The organism is Streptomyces sp. DSM 120436 (assembly GCF_055778765.1).
In genome coordinates this window covers 646,910-661,099 of the sequence record NZ_JBSKBS010000002.1, presented here as the reverse complement: position 1 = coordinate 661,099, position 14,190 = coordinate 646,910, and the positions used below count along the sequence as shown (strand labels likewise).

The window sequence follows — 14,190 nt, the reverse complement described above, 5'->3', positions numbered from 1 at the left end:
TGAGATGACCGAGCAACAGGCGGCGGAGAGCGAGCTGGCGCCGCGTCAGCGGCTGCCGCGTGCCCTGGTCCCGTTCAGGCTCGCCAGTTACCGCCGACTGGCGGTCGCGCTGGCCCTGTCCACTTTCGCCACCGGGGTGTGGGTGGTGGCCCAGGTGTGGGAGGTCGTCCGCATCGGCGGCGGGCCGCCTCAGCTCTCGGTGGTGTCGACATCCGCTGCCGTGGGGGTCCTGCTTCCGGCATTGCTCGCGGGCGTAGTGGCCGACCGGGTGCCGCAGAAGCTGATCCTGCTGTGTGTCGCCGGCGTGGAACTGCTCGGCATGGGCATCATCGCGGTGCTCGCGCTCAGCGACTCCACCCGGCTCTGGCACCTCGCCGCGGTCGCTCTGGCCACGGGCATGGCCCAGGCGTTCTACTATCCGGCCTACAACGCCTGGCTGCCGGCCCTCGTCCCCGAGTCGGACCTGATGGCGGTCAACGGTTTCGAGGGCATGGTGCGGCCGACGATCGGCCAGGCCGTCGGCCCCGGTGTGGCCGGCGTCGTGGTGGGCATGTCCTCGCCGGGAGCAGCAGTCGGTATCGCGGCACTGGCCAGCCTGGCGGGGCTGGTGATCCTGGCGATGGTTCCGCTCACACCGGTGCGCCGCAAGCACGACGAGGCGGACGACGCGCACCCGGTCCGCTCCGCGATCAGCGACATGCGGGAGGGCTACAGCTATGTGCTCCACACTCCCTGGCTGCTCGCCACCCTGCTCTTCGCGTCGGTAATGATCTTGATGATGGCGGGGCCGGTCGAGGTCCTCATCCCGTTCCTGATCAAGGACCGCCTGGGGGGCGGCGCGGGCGACCACGCCTGGGTGATGGCCTCCTACGGCGTGGGCGGGGCGGTCGGTTCGCTGGTGATGGCATCCGTACGGATGCCGCGGCGCTATCTCACCGTGATGACCCTGATGTGGGGCGCCAGCTGCCTGCCCCTCATCGCCGTCGGGTACGCCAGTCACCTGTACGTGGTGGCAGGAGGCGCTTTCCTGCTCAGCGCACTGTTCTCCGCCTCGTCGGTGATCTGGGGAACGCTGCTGCAGCGCAGGGTGCCCGCCCGCATGCTCGGTCGGCTCGCCGCGCTCGACTCGTTCGTCTCGATCAGCCTCATGCCGGTTTCGATGGCGCTGGCCGGGCCCGTGGCCGAAGCCATCGGTACGCGTACCACCTTCCTGATCGCGGCGATCGTTCCGGGGGTGGCGGCGGTGCTGGCTGTGCTGGTCGCGAAGTTCCCGGCCGATGAGGCCGCCCACCCGCTGAAGGACTAGCGCGCAACCGCCCCCCCGAACCGGGTTGGTGGGCGGCCCGGAGGCTGACGATGTGCCGCTTCCGCGTCGGGAAGCCGTTGCCCGACGCGCTCGAGGGCCGGGTGGGGCCCGTCCGTGTCCCCGACCGGACCATCGGCCTTGAGAATCCACCGCGGGGGGCCGCGCCCCGGCCGAGCACACCGTGCTGAAGGTCCTCCCGGGCTCTGCCGCTCGGACGCGAACCCCGCACGGACCTGAGGCAGGACCGAGTCCGTTCTCCCTGTGGTGGTCGGTGGGTGGGGCCTGTGGTGGCGGGGGTGGTGTGCGGAGACGTTCCGGGCGGGTAACTGTGGTGTCCGGGTGGGTACTTGCCGGCGTGGGTGTGTGCCTGGGTGGCGGACCGGGTGTTTGTTACTGTGATCGCGCTCGGGGGGCTCTCGTGGGCCGTCCTGGCGGATGCATCGTCACGGTCATGGGAGGTCTCTCACGTGTCGCAGTCTTTCCTCTACCATTTCCACGGCCTGGGTGAGATCGACTTCTCCGAGATGAGCGAGGCCGACCTCCCCGCGCTGGAAAGGCTGTCGCAGGAGCGCGGACTGGAGATCGTGCCCACGGTGTATCTGCGCCGGCCCGCGCTGGGGGCGTTCGAGGAACTGGTGAGGGCCTACGACGGCTACCGGGCGAAGGTCCCCGGGACCCGGATACGCGGCTTCGCGGTGGAGGGCCCGATGCTCGGCCCCGAGGGGGGCATCCCCCGGGCGGGTGTGTGGACGCCGACGGCGCAGGAGTGGCGGCGCCTGGCCGCGCTGGGCGCCCACGGCCTGCGCTACATCGTGATGGCTCCCGACGCGATGGAGCTGGACGAGGAGATCGCGCCCGGCTTCACCTTCGCCGGCCTGCTGACCGACTTCTACGACCACGGCTGCCGGGTGGCGCTGGGGCACTTCCACCGCGACGCTCCCGAGCGCAGCGCACGCCGGATGCGGGCCGTCATCGACTTCCTGCACGCCCGTTACGAGTCCTCGCCCTACCTGATCCTCACCGACCACCTCTACAACGACATGCCGCGCAACTTCCGGCACGCCTACCGCACCGCCGAGGAGCTGGCCCTGCGCGCCGGGGAACTGCCCGCGATCGTCGACCGGCCCTGGAGCCGCGAGACGCTGGCCGACCTGCTCGGTCCCGTACCGGCGGAGATGATCCACGCGGCGCAGGACGGCAAGCTCTTCCCCTGCATCAACTTCGACGGCTACCACGTCGACCTCGACATCGTCCGCAAGACCGTCGACTACCTCGGCAGCGACAGGATGATCGTGCTGACCGACCACACCGAGATCCCCACCATGGCCCGAGAGCCCCTCTCGGACGACGGCTCACTGCTGTGGCGCCGTGACGACGGCAAGGTCGCCGCCGGCCAGAGCGGCCCCGACCGCCAGCGCAAGAACATGGCCTCCCTGGGATTCTCCGAACAGCAGATCGACCAGATGTTCTGGGACAACCCCCGAACCGCCATCCAGTACACCGTCACCCACCGCTGAAACCCGCGCAATGCCGAGCTGGAAACCTCGATCGGTCGGAGTGGAGGCTGTCCCTTCCATGCATTCTGAGCGCCTCGTAGTCTTCCTCGCCGGGGGGCGAGCGACCCGCCTGCAGGGCCGCGCCGCGGATACGCCGAAGGCGCTGCAGCCCGTCGCGGGTGCGCCGTTGCTCGATCACCTGGTCAGGGAGGCGACACGCCTCGGCTTCGGGCGGTTCCACCTCGCCCTGGACCACCTGTACAGCCCCATCGTGGAGCACCTCGCTGCTCGGGGCCTGGACTTCACCTGGTCGCTCGACGACGTTCCCGGTGGCGCCGGCACCGCCGGAGCACTCCGGTCCGCCCGCGACCACCTGCCCGAGGAATTCGTGGTGTGGCTCGCCGACACCCTTCCCCCCGCGGAGCTGGAGGGGCCTGTGCTTCCCGTTCCCACCACACCGGCCGTCGCGCGGATGGCCGTCTCGGCACAGGTCCCGGACGTGGTGCCGAACGTCGTGGTGGAGGACGGCCGTGTCACCGGTTATGACAAGCACGCGGCCGCGGGCGCGACGCACGTCGACGCGGGACTGTACGCGCTGACGCGTGACGTGCTCCAGCACGTGCCCGACCGGCGATGCGACCTCGAAGAGCTGTGGCCCGTCCTGGCCGGGCAGGGCCTCGTCGAGGCCGAGGTGGTGGACGGCCGGTTCTTCGACATCGGCACGCCCGACCGGCTCGCGGTCGCGGAACGGGAGTGGCGGAGGGTGAGGCCCCGTGCCTAGCCAATCCGACCGGACCACGGTCCGGGGCGCCCGTGGATACGTCGACGACCTGTCCGTCGCCCTCGACCGGCTGGACACCGAGCAGTTGGACACCGCCATCGAGATGGTCGCGTCGCGCATCCGCGGCGGGCGCGGTGTCTTCGTCGTCGGCAACGGCGGCAGTTCGTCGGTGGCCGAGCACATGGCCTGCGACTGGCAGGCCGCTGCCTGGAACGCCGGCCACCGCACCCGGGAGGTCTGCTCCCTGACCGAGAACACGGCGCGCATCACGGCGATCGCCAACGACTTCAGCTACGAGGCGATCTTCGAGCAGCAGCTGATCGAGCGTTGCCACCCCGGTGATCTGCTGGTGTGCCTCTCGGTCAGCGGGAGGTCCGCCAACGTGCTCCGCGCCGCGTCGGCCGCGCGGGAGCGGGGTGTCGCGGTGCTGAGCCTGGTGGGCCAGCTCAGTCCCCTGTCCGAGCTGAGCGACGTCACGGTACTGCTCGATGTGCACGGGGACTACGGGTTGACCGAGGACCTCCAGTCGCTCTTCATGCACATGGTCGCCAGGACCATACGCAACGTGCGCGCCCACCGGGTGTCCACCCCGGCGCAAAGGCTCGTCCGGTGAGCGCGGCAGCGCGTCCCCCGGGGACGCCCGCGCGCACACCGCGGGCGATCCTCTTCGACGTCGGGATGACCCTCGTCCATCCCGACGGGAGCGTCATCTCGGAGGAACTCGCGGCCCGGGGCGTGCCCGGCGTGACGGCGGCGGACGCGGGAGCGGCTCTGCAGATGGCGTGCGACGCGTCCCACATGCGGCTGCCCTCGGGCCACGACGCGATCGGCCGGACCGGGTTCGCCTTCGCCGGTGCGCTGGGACTGCCCCCCGGGCCGACCCTCGAGGCGTTGCGCACATGCCTTGCCGAGCGTGATCTGTACCGTGAGCTCGACCCCGGTGCCGCGCCCGCGCTCCAGGCTCTCCAGGACCTCGGCGTCGTGCTCGCCGTCGTATCCAATTCGGACGGCACTCTGCTGGAGGAGCTGGACCGCTGGTCGCTGCGCGGCTACTTCGACGTCGTCGTCGACTCCACCGTGGCAGGTGTGGAGAAGCCGGACCCCGGCATCTTCCGCATCGCGGTCGACCGGCTGCGGCTGGACGCGGGCGACTGCTGGTACGTCGGCGACCACGTGGTCAACGACGTCGTCGGGGGCATGGCCGCGGGCATGGGCGAGATCGTCCTGTACGACCGGTTCGACCTGTACCGGCACATCCCCGGAGTGCGTCGGATCACCGAGCTCCCGGAGCTGGTGACACTGGCGGAGGAAGCGCTGGCCGGAGCCGCGGCGGAGTGAGGGCCGCCGCGGACGCCGTACCGGGCCTGCGGGGTGGACCGGCCGCGCGCAGCGGCCGGCCCGCCCCGCATCGTGCGTGGGGGGTCACCGGCAGGCGGTCGACGACCGCGGCAGGGAGGCGAGTACCTCCGCGGTACGGCTGACCATCACGGGGAGGCTGAAGTTGTCCCGGACGTGCGCGAACCCCGCCTCCGCGTACTCCTCGCGGGCGGCGGGATCGGTGAGCATCCGATCGAGGGCGGCAGCGAGTGCCTTCGCGTCACGCGCCTCGACCTGAACGGCCACGTCCGGCCGGGTCACGATCTCGTTGATGCCCGCGACCCGCGTGGTCACGACCGGCCGGCGCGCCGCCATGCCCTCGAGCACGGCCAGCCCCAGCCCCTCCTCGTGGCTGGGCTGCGCCACGAGGTCGGCGGCCGAGAAGAGGGCGGGGACCTCCGTCGCGACCACGGTTTCGTCGAAAGCGACCAGGTCGGCGCAGCCGAGGCGGTCGGCGAGGGACTTCAGCCCATCGGCGTACGCCTGGGACGCCGAACTGACCGTTCCCGCGATGACCAGCCGCAGCCGTCGTTCCCGGGGCCGGAGGCTCGCGAACGCCTCGATGAGTTCCGACATGCCCTTGCGCGGCTTGAGGCGGCCGACGCAGGCGATCATCAGGTCCTGATCGCCCAGACGGTACCGGGCCCGCCAGGCGGCGGTCGTGTCCACGTCGACCTCCGGCATCGGCACTCCGTGGTGGATCAGATGGACCGCCTCGGCCGGTCCGTGGGCGCGGGCCCGTTCGGCGTAGAACCGTGAGCCGGCGAGTACGGCGTCGGGGCGCAGGTCGCCGTAGACGACGGCCATGCGTCCGTCGCCGAACGGTTCGTCCTGCGGGGCGTGTTCGTGGAAGGCGGCAGCCCAGGCGAGGCCGGGCCTCGAACGCCGGATCATGGCTGCCTGGAGGGCGGTGTCCAGGCTGTTCGAGAGCAGGACGTCCGGCCGGAAGGCGTCCAGGTGGGCTTCGAGTTCGGTGGCGAGCGAGAACGCCATCTCCTCCCAGGGCAGTTTCTGGCGGTCGAAGAGCCGGTCCCGGTAGCGCCACAGCCGGACCAGTCGGTAGGGCCGGGGCTCGGGGTCGGCCGCGCCCGGCTCCATGCCGTGCGGTGTGTCGGTCAGCACCATGACCTGGTGGCCGGCCGCGGTCAGTCCCTCGGCCAGGTTCAGTGCGTAGGTCTCGGCACCGCCGATGACCGGGTCGAAGCTCGATGTCAGGAGTGCCACGCGCATGGGGATCATCATGTCCTGTCTCGGTCTGGGTGTGCGGCCTTCGGGCGGGCGCGCCCCGCCGAGCCGCGATCGGCGGTGCGGTGCCCGGGGGCGCGGCTCGGCAGGACGCGCTCCGTTCGCTCAACCGCCGCTGTCCGCCCGGCCGAAGAACACGGAGTTCTCGAACAGTCCGGCCGGCAGCCGGGTCTCCGGCATCGTGACGCTGTGCCGCACATGGGCTCCTTCCGCCAGGACGGTCCGCCCTCCCAGGACGGCCGGGCCCTCGACGCGGCTGCCGGCGGGCACCGTCACCCCCTCGCCCAGCAGGACGCGTCCGGTGACTGTTCCCTCCACCGGGGGGTGGCCGCCCCGGCACCAGACGTCCGCGTCGGGGTTCGACGTCCGGTCCCGGCACGGACGGGCGCTGCGGCGGAGCCGGTCGGTGCCGAGCAGGTGGAGCGAGGACGACAGAAGAGCCCGGGGGACACCGACGTCGCTCCAGTACGCCGCCGTCCCGATCGCCGCCACCGGCATCCCGCGGCGCAGCAGCTCGGGCACCAGGTGCCGGTCGAAGTCCAGGTCCGGAGCCGTGCCGCGGAGGTCGGACAGCACCTCGAGGGCCTCGGGCGAGACGACGTACATGCCGGTGCTGATCATGCCGGAGGGCAGACGGCGGGAGGGGTCCCGCACCATGCCGGTGATCCAGCCGTCGGCGTCGACGTCGATCTGGCCGAACGGTCGTGGGTCCTCGACGACCTGGGTCACCACGGACATCACCGCACCGCGGCGCCGGTGCTCCGCGACCACGTCGCCGAAGTCGACGGTGGTGCAGGCGTCACCGCTGACGACGACCGCCTGGTCCGCCCCGGCGAGCTGTTCGAGGACCGCCAGCAGACCACCGGCCGGCCCGGTCAGGCGTTCCTCCGTCACGGATGTGAGCCGGATCCCGTGGACCGGCGCGGCCTGCATCCACGCTTCGACGGCAGGCGCCAGGTGATGCAGGTTGCACACCGCCTCCGTGATCCCGGCGGCTGCGAGGTCCTCGGCGATCCATTCGATGAGGGGGCGGTTCAGGACCGGTACCAGCGGCTTCGGCACAGTGGCCGTGATGCCGCCCAGCCGGGTGCCACGGCCGGCGGCGAGGATCACACCCCGTACGGTGCCCGGGGTCGGCTGCGGGCCCGTCATCGGCCCGCCCGCGACGCCCACAGGCCGGCTGCCGCCTGGCGCACGGCCTCCCGGGACGACGCCCGGGGCCTCCAGCCCGTGGCGGCCAGCCGGGCGGTGTCCGGCAGTACCGTGCCGGCGTCGCCGCGCCAGGCCAGTTGGTCGCTGTCCTTCTCCACGGCGAACGTGACGCCGGTGACCGTCGCGACGGCATCCGCCACGTCCGCGATCGAGACGCTGTCGAAGTTCGCGATGTTGAAGACCTGCTGTCCCTGCGCCGAGCCGGGCAGGGCGTCGGAGAGTTCGACGACGGCCGACGCGCAGTCCGCCAGGCTCAGGAAGGAGCGGCGGTGGTGGGTGGAACCGGTGATCTCGACGGTACCGCCCGTGCCGGCGGCCTCACCGGCCCGGCGCACGAAGTCGTGGACGACGCCGCGGCGTGTGGTCGGTCCGACGATGTTGGCGAGCCGAAACGCCGCGGTCGGTACGCCGCTGCGGTGCCCGTAGGCCTCGAGGAACGCCTCCGAGGCGATCTTGGCGGCGGCGAACCCGGTCGTGGCCGCCACCGGAGCCTGCTCGTCGGGGTGTTGCCGGCCGGATGCGTAGACCAGTTGACTCGAGGTGGTCACCACGGCGCCCGGAGCGCGCTCGGCGAGGGCGTCGAGGAGGTGGGCCGTCATGCTGAGCGAATCGAGGTGATCGAGAAGACTCGACCGGTCGTCACGGTTCTCGGTGACCGAGGCGAGGTGGACGACCAGACGGTAGTCCCGTACCAGTGCGGGATCGACCGGCAGGCGCAAGTCGACGCCGGCGGTGGTGACTCCCGGACCCGGGCGCGGCTCGACGAGGTCCCACGCGTCCACCTCGAAGCCGCGCCGGACCAGTTCGTCGACGACCGCCTCGCCTATCGTTCCCGCCGCCCCGGTCACCAGTGCCCGGTGAGTCATCGTGTCCGTCTCCCTGGAGTTCACTCGTATCGTCATGGTCAGTCAATCACCGGTGGTCGACCGGCTGGTCGCGCGGAGCCTCGTGAAGGGGGGCGCCGGGTCGGGCGAGCAGCCGGTCGACGCCAGCGGGCAGGGAGGCGGCTATGACGCAATCCGGGTGAACCTGACGGGTGTTGCTTTCGTGGGCCGCGCCGCGGCCCGTCCGGACGAGCATGGTCCTGCACCCGGCCGCGACCCCTGCCTGGATGTCGGTGATCGCGTCGCCGACCATCCAACTGCCCTCCAGGCGGCACCCCCAGGCGCGTGAAGCGGCGATCAGCATCCCCGGCTCGGGCTTCCGGCACGCGCAGCGGCTGAGGGGATCGTGCGGGCAGATCACGGATCCCACGATGTCCGCGCCCGCGGCCGTGAGCGTGTCGACGAGGGAGCGGTGGATCGCCAGGATCTCCTCCGCCGGCGCCGAGTCGCGTTCTATGACCGCCTGGTTGGTCACGATGACCACGTCACGGCACTCGCTCAGGCGGCGCACGGCGTCCACCGCTCCCGGGATCAGGGCGACATCGGACGCCCGGCGCACGTGGGTGCGACGGTTCTCGATCAGCACGCCGTCACGGTCGAGGAAGACGGTCGGTCGTCCCGCGCGCGACGCCCGCTCGTCACGGTGCCGCATCATCACGCAAGGCCGGTCGGTGGTCATGGTGGGTCTGCTCCCGCTTCGACGGACACGGTTGCTGCGCAGGCCGGGCCGCACGGGCGGCCCGGTCCCCGTTCACACGCGGCACGGCCGCGAGCGGTCGTCGACCTGCTCCGACGGCGTCTGTCTCCGCGCTCGGTCGGAGCTTAGCCGGACCGCCACCGGAACCGGCCGGTGGCCTCACCCGGTTCACCACCTCCCCGCCCGTGCCCGGCGTGCCCGTCCGGCCGTCACGGCGACCGCCGCCCGGAGCGGAAGCGGTCACGCTCGGTCTCCCGGCCCCGGGCCCCGCCGGCGGCGCGGTGGCTCAGACCGGTCCGCAGCCGGACGGCGAGCCGTTCGGCGAGCGCCCGGCGCAGGCCCTGCTCGACCCCGGCCGGGGCCGGCTCCCTCCCCGTGCACGGGTGGGCCTCCCGCCGACGAGCGACCAGGCACGCGTCCACGAGGGCGCGCACGGCCCGACGCCCGTGCAGCAGGACCCGTACGGAACCGACCGCGTACCCGAAAGCCTTCTGCTCCGCCTACGACACCAGCTCATGGCGGCTGGGTCCCCCGAGCGCGTCGTCCTCGTCCTCACCGCCTTCGCCGTCCTCGTCGTCGTAGAGGCGGCCGTCGTCCTCGAGGTCGTGGAGCTCTGTCCAGCCGTGGCAGCCGACGGGCATCCCGGCCTCCTCGGTGAGGTCGCGGATGCTCTGGCTCGTGACGTGCAGCGCGCTGCTGTGGAGACACCCCATGTGCCGGTCGAGGACGGACCCGCCGTGGCCGGGCGGGGCGGTGGCCGACACGGCACGCGTGTCGTAGTCGTTGTCGGGCCGGGGAACCGGACCCACGCGTACGGGTATGACGGCACAGCCCTCCGCCGGGGACGTCTGCGTGTCGCCACACCGTAGGAACCCGCAGGCCAGGCGCGCGTGTGGCGGGGCCACATGGTCCGAGGGCCGGCCCTGCGCGCGGCCACCGTGCCGGAAGGACGCGGTGCTCACTGCCCGGCCGCGCGGTCGACCGGGCCGGGACCGCTTTCGGGCCCCTGGGCGTGTGCGCGCCGGGAGCGGCGGTGCGCACACGCACGGCTCCGGGGGAGTCAGCCCTCCGGGCGCAGCGACCGGCGTGCGACGAGGGCCGCGCCCAGGTGCTGGAGGTCCAGGGGGCGGGTCGGGGACAGGCCCGTGAGGGTGGTGATGCGGCGCAGCCGGTAGTCGACCGTGTTGGGGTGGATGTGGAGCGCCGCGGCGGTGGCGCGGCGGTCCAGTTCGCGGGCGAGGTGGGTCTCCAGGGTCCGCAGGAGTTCCGGTTTGTCCTCCAGGGGCCGCAGCAGGGAGGCCAGGCCGTGCAGGGCCTCGCCGGGGCGGCTCAACTGGTAGTCCAGGAGGACGTCGGCCAGCCGGTACAGGCCGGGCGGCCGGCCGGAGCGGCGTACGAGGGCGACGACCTCGGCGGTACGGGCGACGGCCGCCGGTATCCCGGGCGGTTCGGCCGTCTCGGCCGCGGCGGTCACCGGCACGCCGGCGGCGTCCGCGGTACGGGCCACGAGCGCGGCGAGTTCCGTCCAGGGCGGGGGCGCGGCGGCGGGGAGCAGGACGGTGCCGCCGTCGGGGCCGAGGGCGGTCAGGGGCGGCTCGCCCCCGTGGGCGTCGAGAGCCGAGCGGACCCGGCGGAGCTTGCGCCGGGCCGCGATCCGGGCGCCGGGGCCGTCGCCGGTCTCGTCGGGGTGCGGGGCGAGGGCGAGGGTCAGGGCGACGTAGCGTTCGCTGCCGCCCTCGGCCGGGTCTCCGGCGAGCAGGGCCGTCATCAGGGCGTGACGGCCGCGGTGTTCTTCGCTGTCCAGGGCTCGGCGGGCCTCCAGGTAACCGGCGCTGACGGCCGAGGTGACGTACTGCTGGAGCGTCAGTATGTGGGTCACGGTCCGGATCACGTCGGGGAGTTCGCCGGGGCGGGCGCCGGCGGACAGTTCCTGCCAGCACATGGTCGTGCCCAGGTGGTAGGCGGTGAGGATGGCGTCCAGCGGTACGCCCTCCTCGGCGCGCTGGCCGGCGGAGTCCCGCTGCCGGACGAGTTCGGTGTCGTCGGGCGGGCGCCGGTGTTCCAGGGAGTCGGCGAGCATCCGCAGGTTGTGCTGGACGATGTCGGCGATGTCGCCGGTCAGTGCCTCGCCGGGCAGCTCGGCGTAGGCGGGGAGTTCGGTGCGCAGGCGGGCGATGATACGGCGGGTCAGGGCGGGTGCGGCGGCACGGAGTCGGGCGGCGGCGGGACGGCCCGCGACGCACAGGTGCGGACCGGAGTTGTCACGCGTCACAAGGACCCCCGTTGAAGTCTGCGTCACCGCCCAGTTAAGCAGGGCCCCGGAAGGCTGCAAGATGACCGGCGGCACCTTCCGCTCCAGCTCCGACGCCGTCGCGGATCCGCACCCGTCGTCCCGGAAGCGTATTCGCACCGTTTCTCCTGTACCGCGCGTTGCACAGCTTGCCGTCATGCCGTCCTCGGGACTTGGGAGCCGCAGTGAACACGTCGTACCGCAAGGGAATCGCCCGTCTGGTCAGATGCGCGCTCGGCGCGGGTCTGGTGGCCGGGCTGCTGGCGGGAGCGCCCGCCGCCACCGCCGCCGAGTCCGCGGCGGGGGAGGTGTACGTGGCCCTCGGTGACTCGATGGCGTCCGGGCCGCTGATCCCGTGGCCCACCGGGCCGTTGGCCTGTGGCCGGTCCACGCAGAACTACCCGCACGAGCTGGCGGAGCGGCTGGACGTCGCCGAGTTCCGCGACGTGACGTGCAGTGGGGCGAAGACGGACCACATGACGCGGCCTCAGGGGCTGTCCCTGCTGGACCTGGACATGGGCGAGGCGCCGCCGCAGTTCGACGCGCTGAGCGCGGACACGACCCTGGTCACGCTCACCATCGGCGGCAACGACGCGGGCCTGGTCGGCATCGCCCAGGACTGCATGCGGCTGGACCCGACCGCGGAGCCGTGCAAGACGGGTCACACCGAGGGCGGTGTGGACCGGGTCGCGCAGCGCGTGGACTCCGCCGCGCCGAAGGTGGCGGCCGTGCTCGCAGGCATCCGCGCGAAGGCGCCGGACGCCCGGGTGATCGTGGCGGGGTACGGGCTCTACATCAAGCCGGGCGGATGCTGGCCGGTGCAGCCGGTGCTCGGTGTGGACGCCGACTATCTCCAGGGGGCGGTGGACCGGCTGAACGGGATCCTGGCCGAACAGGCCGCGGCCCACGGCGCCGAGTACGTCGATCTGCGCACGCCCAGCGCGGGCCACGACGCCTGCCAGGCGCCGAGCCGTCGCTGGATCGAGGGCTATGTGCCCACCTCACCGGCGGCGCCGCTGCACCCCAACGCGGCCGGTGAGGCCGCGTACGCGCGGCTGATCGGCGATCACATCACGGGCGCCTGACGGATGCCGCACCTGAGAGGCCGGCCGCTGCGGCGGCGCCGGGAGCGGGCCCCACGGCCGGCCCGGCCGGCGCGGGCGCCACGCGCTCTGCGGCTCGCGCTGGCCGCGCTGCTGGCCGCGGCGGGCGGTGTCCTGACGCCGCCCGCGGCGGCGCCCGGCTCCACGCCCCGGCGCTCGCACCCGGCCGCAGCCCCGACCGGGTGCCCCACTGGGGCATCCGCACCGCCGACCCGCCCTTCCGGGGCGGCTCCGCGATGGTCGTCTGGGACAGCGGCACCCCCACACCGCCCCTGACCAACACACCGCCCACGGCACCCGAGTACGGGCAGGACCCGCACTCCGACCCCCGGAACACGCCCTCCGCGCGCCAGCAGAAGGCCGTCTTCCTGACCACCGGGTGGGTCCTGGACGTCTGCGGCGGCGCCCCCTGCACCGCCATCCCCGCCCCCTGACGGAAGAGGCCCCATGCAGCGACGTTCCTTCCTCCGCACGGTCACCGCCGGAACCGGCGCCGCCGTCCTCTGCGGCACCCTGTGGCAACAGGCCGGCCACGCCGCCCCGGCCGGCGCGGCCCCGGGCAGTCCGTACGGGCCGCTCCTCGCCCCGGACGCCAACGGGGTGGCCCTGCCCGCCGGGTTCACCAGCCGCGTCGTCGCCCGCTCGCTGCGGCCCGTCGGCGGCATCATCTGGCACTCGGCGCCCGACGGCGGCGCCTGCTACGCCGACGGCGACGGCTGGATCTACGTCTCCAACTCCGAGATACCGCTCCTGGGCGGCGCCTCCGCCATCCGCTTCCGCGCCGACGGCTCCGTGGACCGCGCCTACCGCATCCTGTCGGGCACCAACCTCAACTGCGCGGGCGGCGCGACTCCCTGGAACACGTGGCTGTCCTGCGAGGAGACCTTCCGGGGCCGGGTCTTCGAGACCGACCCGTACGGGCGGAAGGGGGCCGTCGCGCACCACGCCATGGGCCGCTTCAAGCACGAGGCCGCCGCCTGCGACCCCGACCACCGGGTCGTCTACCTCACCGAGGACGAGGACGACGGCTGCTTCTACCGCTTCACGCCCGACACCTGGGGCGACCTGTCCACCGGCCGCCTCGACGTGGCGTGCACCACCTCGGGCGACGGCGTGGAGTGGCGCGAGGTGCCGAACCCGTCCGCGCCGCTGGTCCAGACCCGCAGGCAGCTCTCCGCCGCCCGCCACTTCGACGGCGGCGAGGGCTGCCACTACGCCGAGGGCATCTGCTACTTCACCGCCAAGGGCGACCGTCAGGTCTGGGCGTACGACACCCGGGACTCGACGATCACGTCCGTCTACAACAGCGACGGCACCCTCACCGGGGTCGACAACATCACCGGCACGGCCGCCGGGGACCTCTACGTCGCCGAGGACGGCGGGAACATGGAGATCAACATCATCACCCGGGACGGCGTGGTCGCCCCGGTCCTGCGCGTCGACGGCCACCCCGACTCCGAGATCACCGGTCCCGCCTTCTCCCCGGACGGCAGCCGCCTCTACTTCTCCTCCCAGCGCGGCACGAGCGGCGAGATCAGCGGCTCGGGCGGCGTGACGTACGAGGTCCGCGGCCCGTTCCGGCACTGAGGCCCCGCGGGCCCCGGCCGGCGACCGGGCCCGCCCCAGGGGCCCCGGATCCGGCGGCTCAAGGCGCCCGGGCCGCCCGGCGGCGCCACGGGCGTTCGGCCGTGAGGCGGTGGTGGACCGCCGGGGCCGGCCGGGCGATGACTCCTTCGCGGGCCGTCTCCACCGCCGGCGGGAAGCGTGGTACGTGTCGGCGGCTCCCCTCCGTCGCCGCC

The 14,190-nt window shown here is 73.0% G+C and carries 14 protein-coding genes and 1 pseudogene; 8 read left to right on the top strand and 7 right to left on the bottom strand.

The features are described from left to right. Positions 1 to 4 precede the first annotated feature (4 nt). The 5 genes from ACWH4W_RS24865 to ACWH4W_RS24845 all read left to right on the top strand — a co-directional run bounded on the left by ACWH4W_RS24865 (position 5) and on the right by ACWH4W_RS24845 (position 4,921). Positions 5 to 1,306: an MFS transporter gene (locus tag ACWH4W_RS24865; RefSeq protein ID WP_473078074.1), complete on the top strand. Its 1,302-nt coding sequence runs from the start codon at positions 5 to 7 to the stop codon at positions 1,304 to 1,306. Between the two features lie 467 nt (positions 1,307 to 1,773). Next, on the top strand, positions 1,774 to 2,823 hold the full coding sequence (locus tag ACWH4W_RS24860; RefSeq protein WP_473078073.1) for an amidohydrolase family protein: 1,050 nt from the start codon (positions 1,774 to 1,776) through the stop codon (positions 2,821 to 2,823). A gap of 58 nt (positions 2,824 to 2,881) precedes the next feature. Next, positions 2,882 to 3,583 (top strand): nucleotidyltransferase family protein, encoded by a 702-nt coding sequence (locus ACWH4W_RS24855; RefSeq protein WP_473078072.1) that lies wholly within the window; start codon positions 2,882 to 2,884, stop codon positions 3,581 to 3,583. Continuing rightward, positions 3,576 to 4,196, top strand: coding sequence for a D-sedoheptulose-7-phosphate isomerase (locus ACWH4W_RS24850; RefSeq protein WP_473078071.1), 621 nt, complete (start codon positions 3,576 to 3,578; stop codon positions 4,194 to 4,196). Before ACWH4W_RS24855 ends, ACWH4W_RS24850 begins: the two co-directional genes overlap by 8 nt. Then, a complete protein-coding gene (locus ACWH4W_RS24845; RefSeq protein ID WP_473078070.1) occupies positions 4,193 to 4,921 on the top strand; it encodes an HAD family hydrolase in 729 nt (242 codons plus the stop codon). The genes ACWH4W_RS24850 and ACWH4W_RS24845 overlap by 4 nt, the downstream gene beginning before the upstream one ends. An 84-nt stretch (positions 4,922 to 5,005) precedes the next feature. On the opposite strand, the gene ACWH4W_RS24840 is transcribed toward ACWH4W_RS24845, so the two are convergent. The 7 genes from ACWH4W_RS24840 to ACWH4W_RS24810 form a co-directional block, all read right to left on the bottom strand. Beyond that, on the bottom strand, positions 5,006 to 6,190 hold the full coding sequence (locus tag ACWH4W_RS24840; RefSeq protein ID WP_473078069.1) for a glycosyltransferase family 4 protein: 1,185 nt from the start codon (positions 6,188 to 6,190) through the stop codon (positions 5,006 to 5,008). Positions 6,191 to 6,310: 120 nt separating this feature from the next. Continuing rightward, the gene (locus ACWH4W_RS24835) at positions 6,311 to 7,318 is read right to left on the bottom strand and encodes a nucleotidyltransferase family protein (RefSeq protein ID WP_473078068.1); all 1,008 of its coding nucleotides are present in this window, start codon (positions 7,316 to 7,318) and stop codon (positions 6,311 to 6,313) included. Positions 7,319 to 7,353: 35 nt separating this feature from the next. Continuing rightward, complete coding sequence (locus ACWH4W_RS24830; RefSeq protein ID WP_473078067.1) at positions 7,354 to 8,283, bottom strand: NAD-dependent epimerase/dehydratase family protein; 930 nt, start codon at positions 8,281 to 8,283, stop codon at positions 7,354 to 7,356. Positions 8,284 to 8,329: 46 nt separating this feature from the next. Beyond that, on the bottom strand, positions 8,330 to 8,980 hold the full coding sequence (locus ACWH4W_RS24825; RefSeq protein WP_473078066.1) for a D-glycero-alpha-D-manno-heptose-1,7-bisphosphate 7-phosphatase: 651 nt from the start codon (positions 8,978 to 8,980) through the stop codon (positions 8,330 to 8,332). A gap of 227 nt (positions 8,981 to 9,207) precedes the next feature. Continuing rightward, on the bottom strand, positions 9,208 to 9,432 hold the full coding sequence (locus tag ACWH4W_RS24820) for a hypothetical protein (protein ID WP_473078065.1): 225 nt from the start codon (positions 9,430 to 9,432) through the stop codon (positions 9,208 to 9,210). 66 nt (positions 9,433 to 9,498) lie between these two features. After that, entirely contained in the window at positions 9,499 to 9,807 is a 309-nt protein-coding gene (locus ACWH4W_RS24815) for a hypothetical protein (protein ID WP_473078064.1), read from the bottom strand. 251 nt (positions 9,808 to 10,058) lie between these two features. Further along, on the bottom strand, positions 10,059 to 11,270 hold the full coding sequence (locus tag ACWH4W_RS24810) for a PucR family transcriptional regulator (protein WP_473078063.1): 1,212 nt from the start codon (positions 11,268 to 11,270) through the stop codon (positions 10,059 to 10,061). A gap of 203 nt (positions 11,271 to 11,473) precedes the next feature. Between ACWH4W_RS24810 and ACWH4W_RS24805 the strand changes: the two genes are divergently transcribed. The 3 genes and pseudogenes from ACWH4W_RS24805 (at position 11,474) to ACWH4W_RS24795 (ending at position 13,978) form a co-directional block, all read left to right on the top strand. Next, complete coding sequence (locus ACWH4W_RS24805; RefSeq protein ID WP_473078062.1) at positions 11,474 to 12,373, top strand: SGNH/GDSL hydrolase family protein; 900 nt, start codon at positions 11,474 to 11,476, stop codon at positions 12,371 to 12,373. Between the two features lie 149 nt (positions 12,374 to 12,522). After that, positions 12,523 to 12,825 (top strand): annotated as a pseudogene (locus ACWH4W_RS24800) (hypothetical protein); the annotation flags it as partial. Between the two features lie 13 nt (positions 12,826 to 12,838). Continuing rightward, on the top strand, positions 12,839 to 13,978 hold the full coding sequence (locus ACWH4W_RS24795; RefSeq protein WP_473078061.1) for an alkaline phosphatase PhoX: 1,140 nt from the start codon (positions 12,839 to 12,841) through the stop codon (positions 13,976 to 13,978). Positions 13,979 to 14,190: the final 212 nt, after the last annotated feature.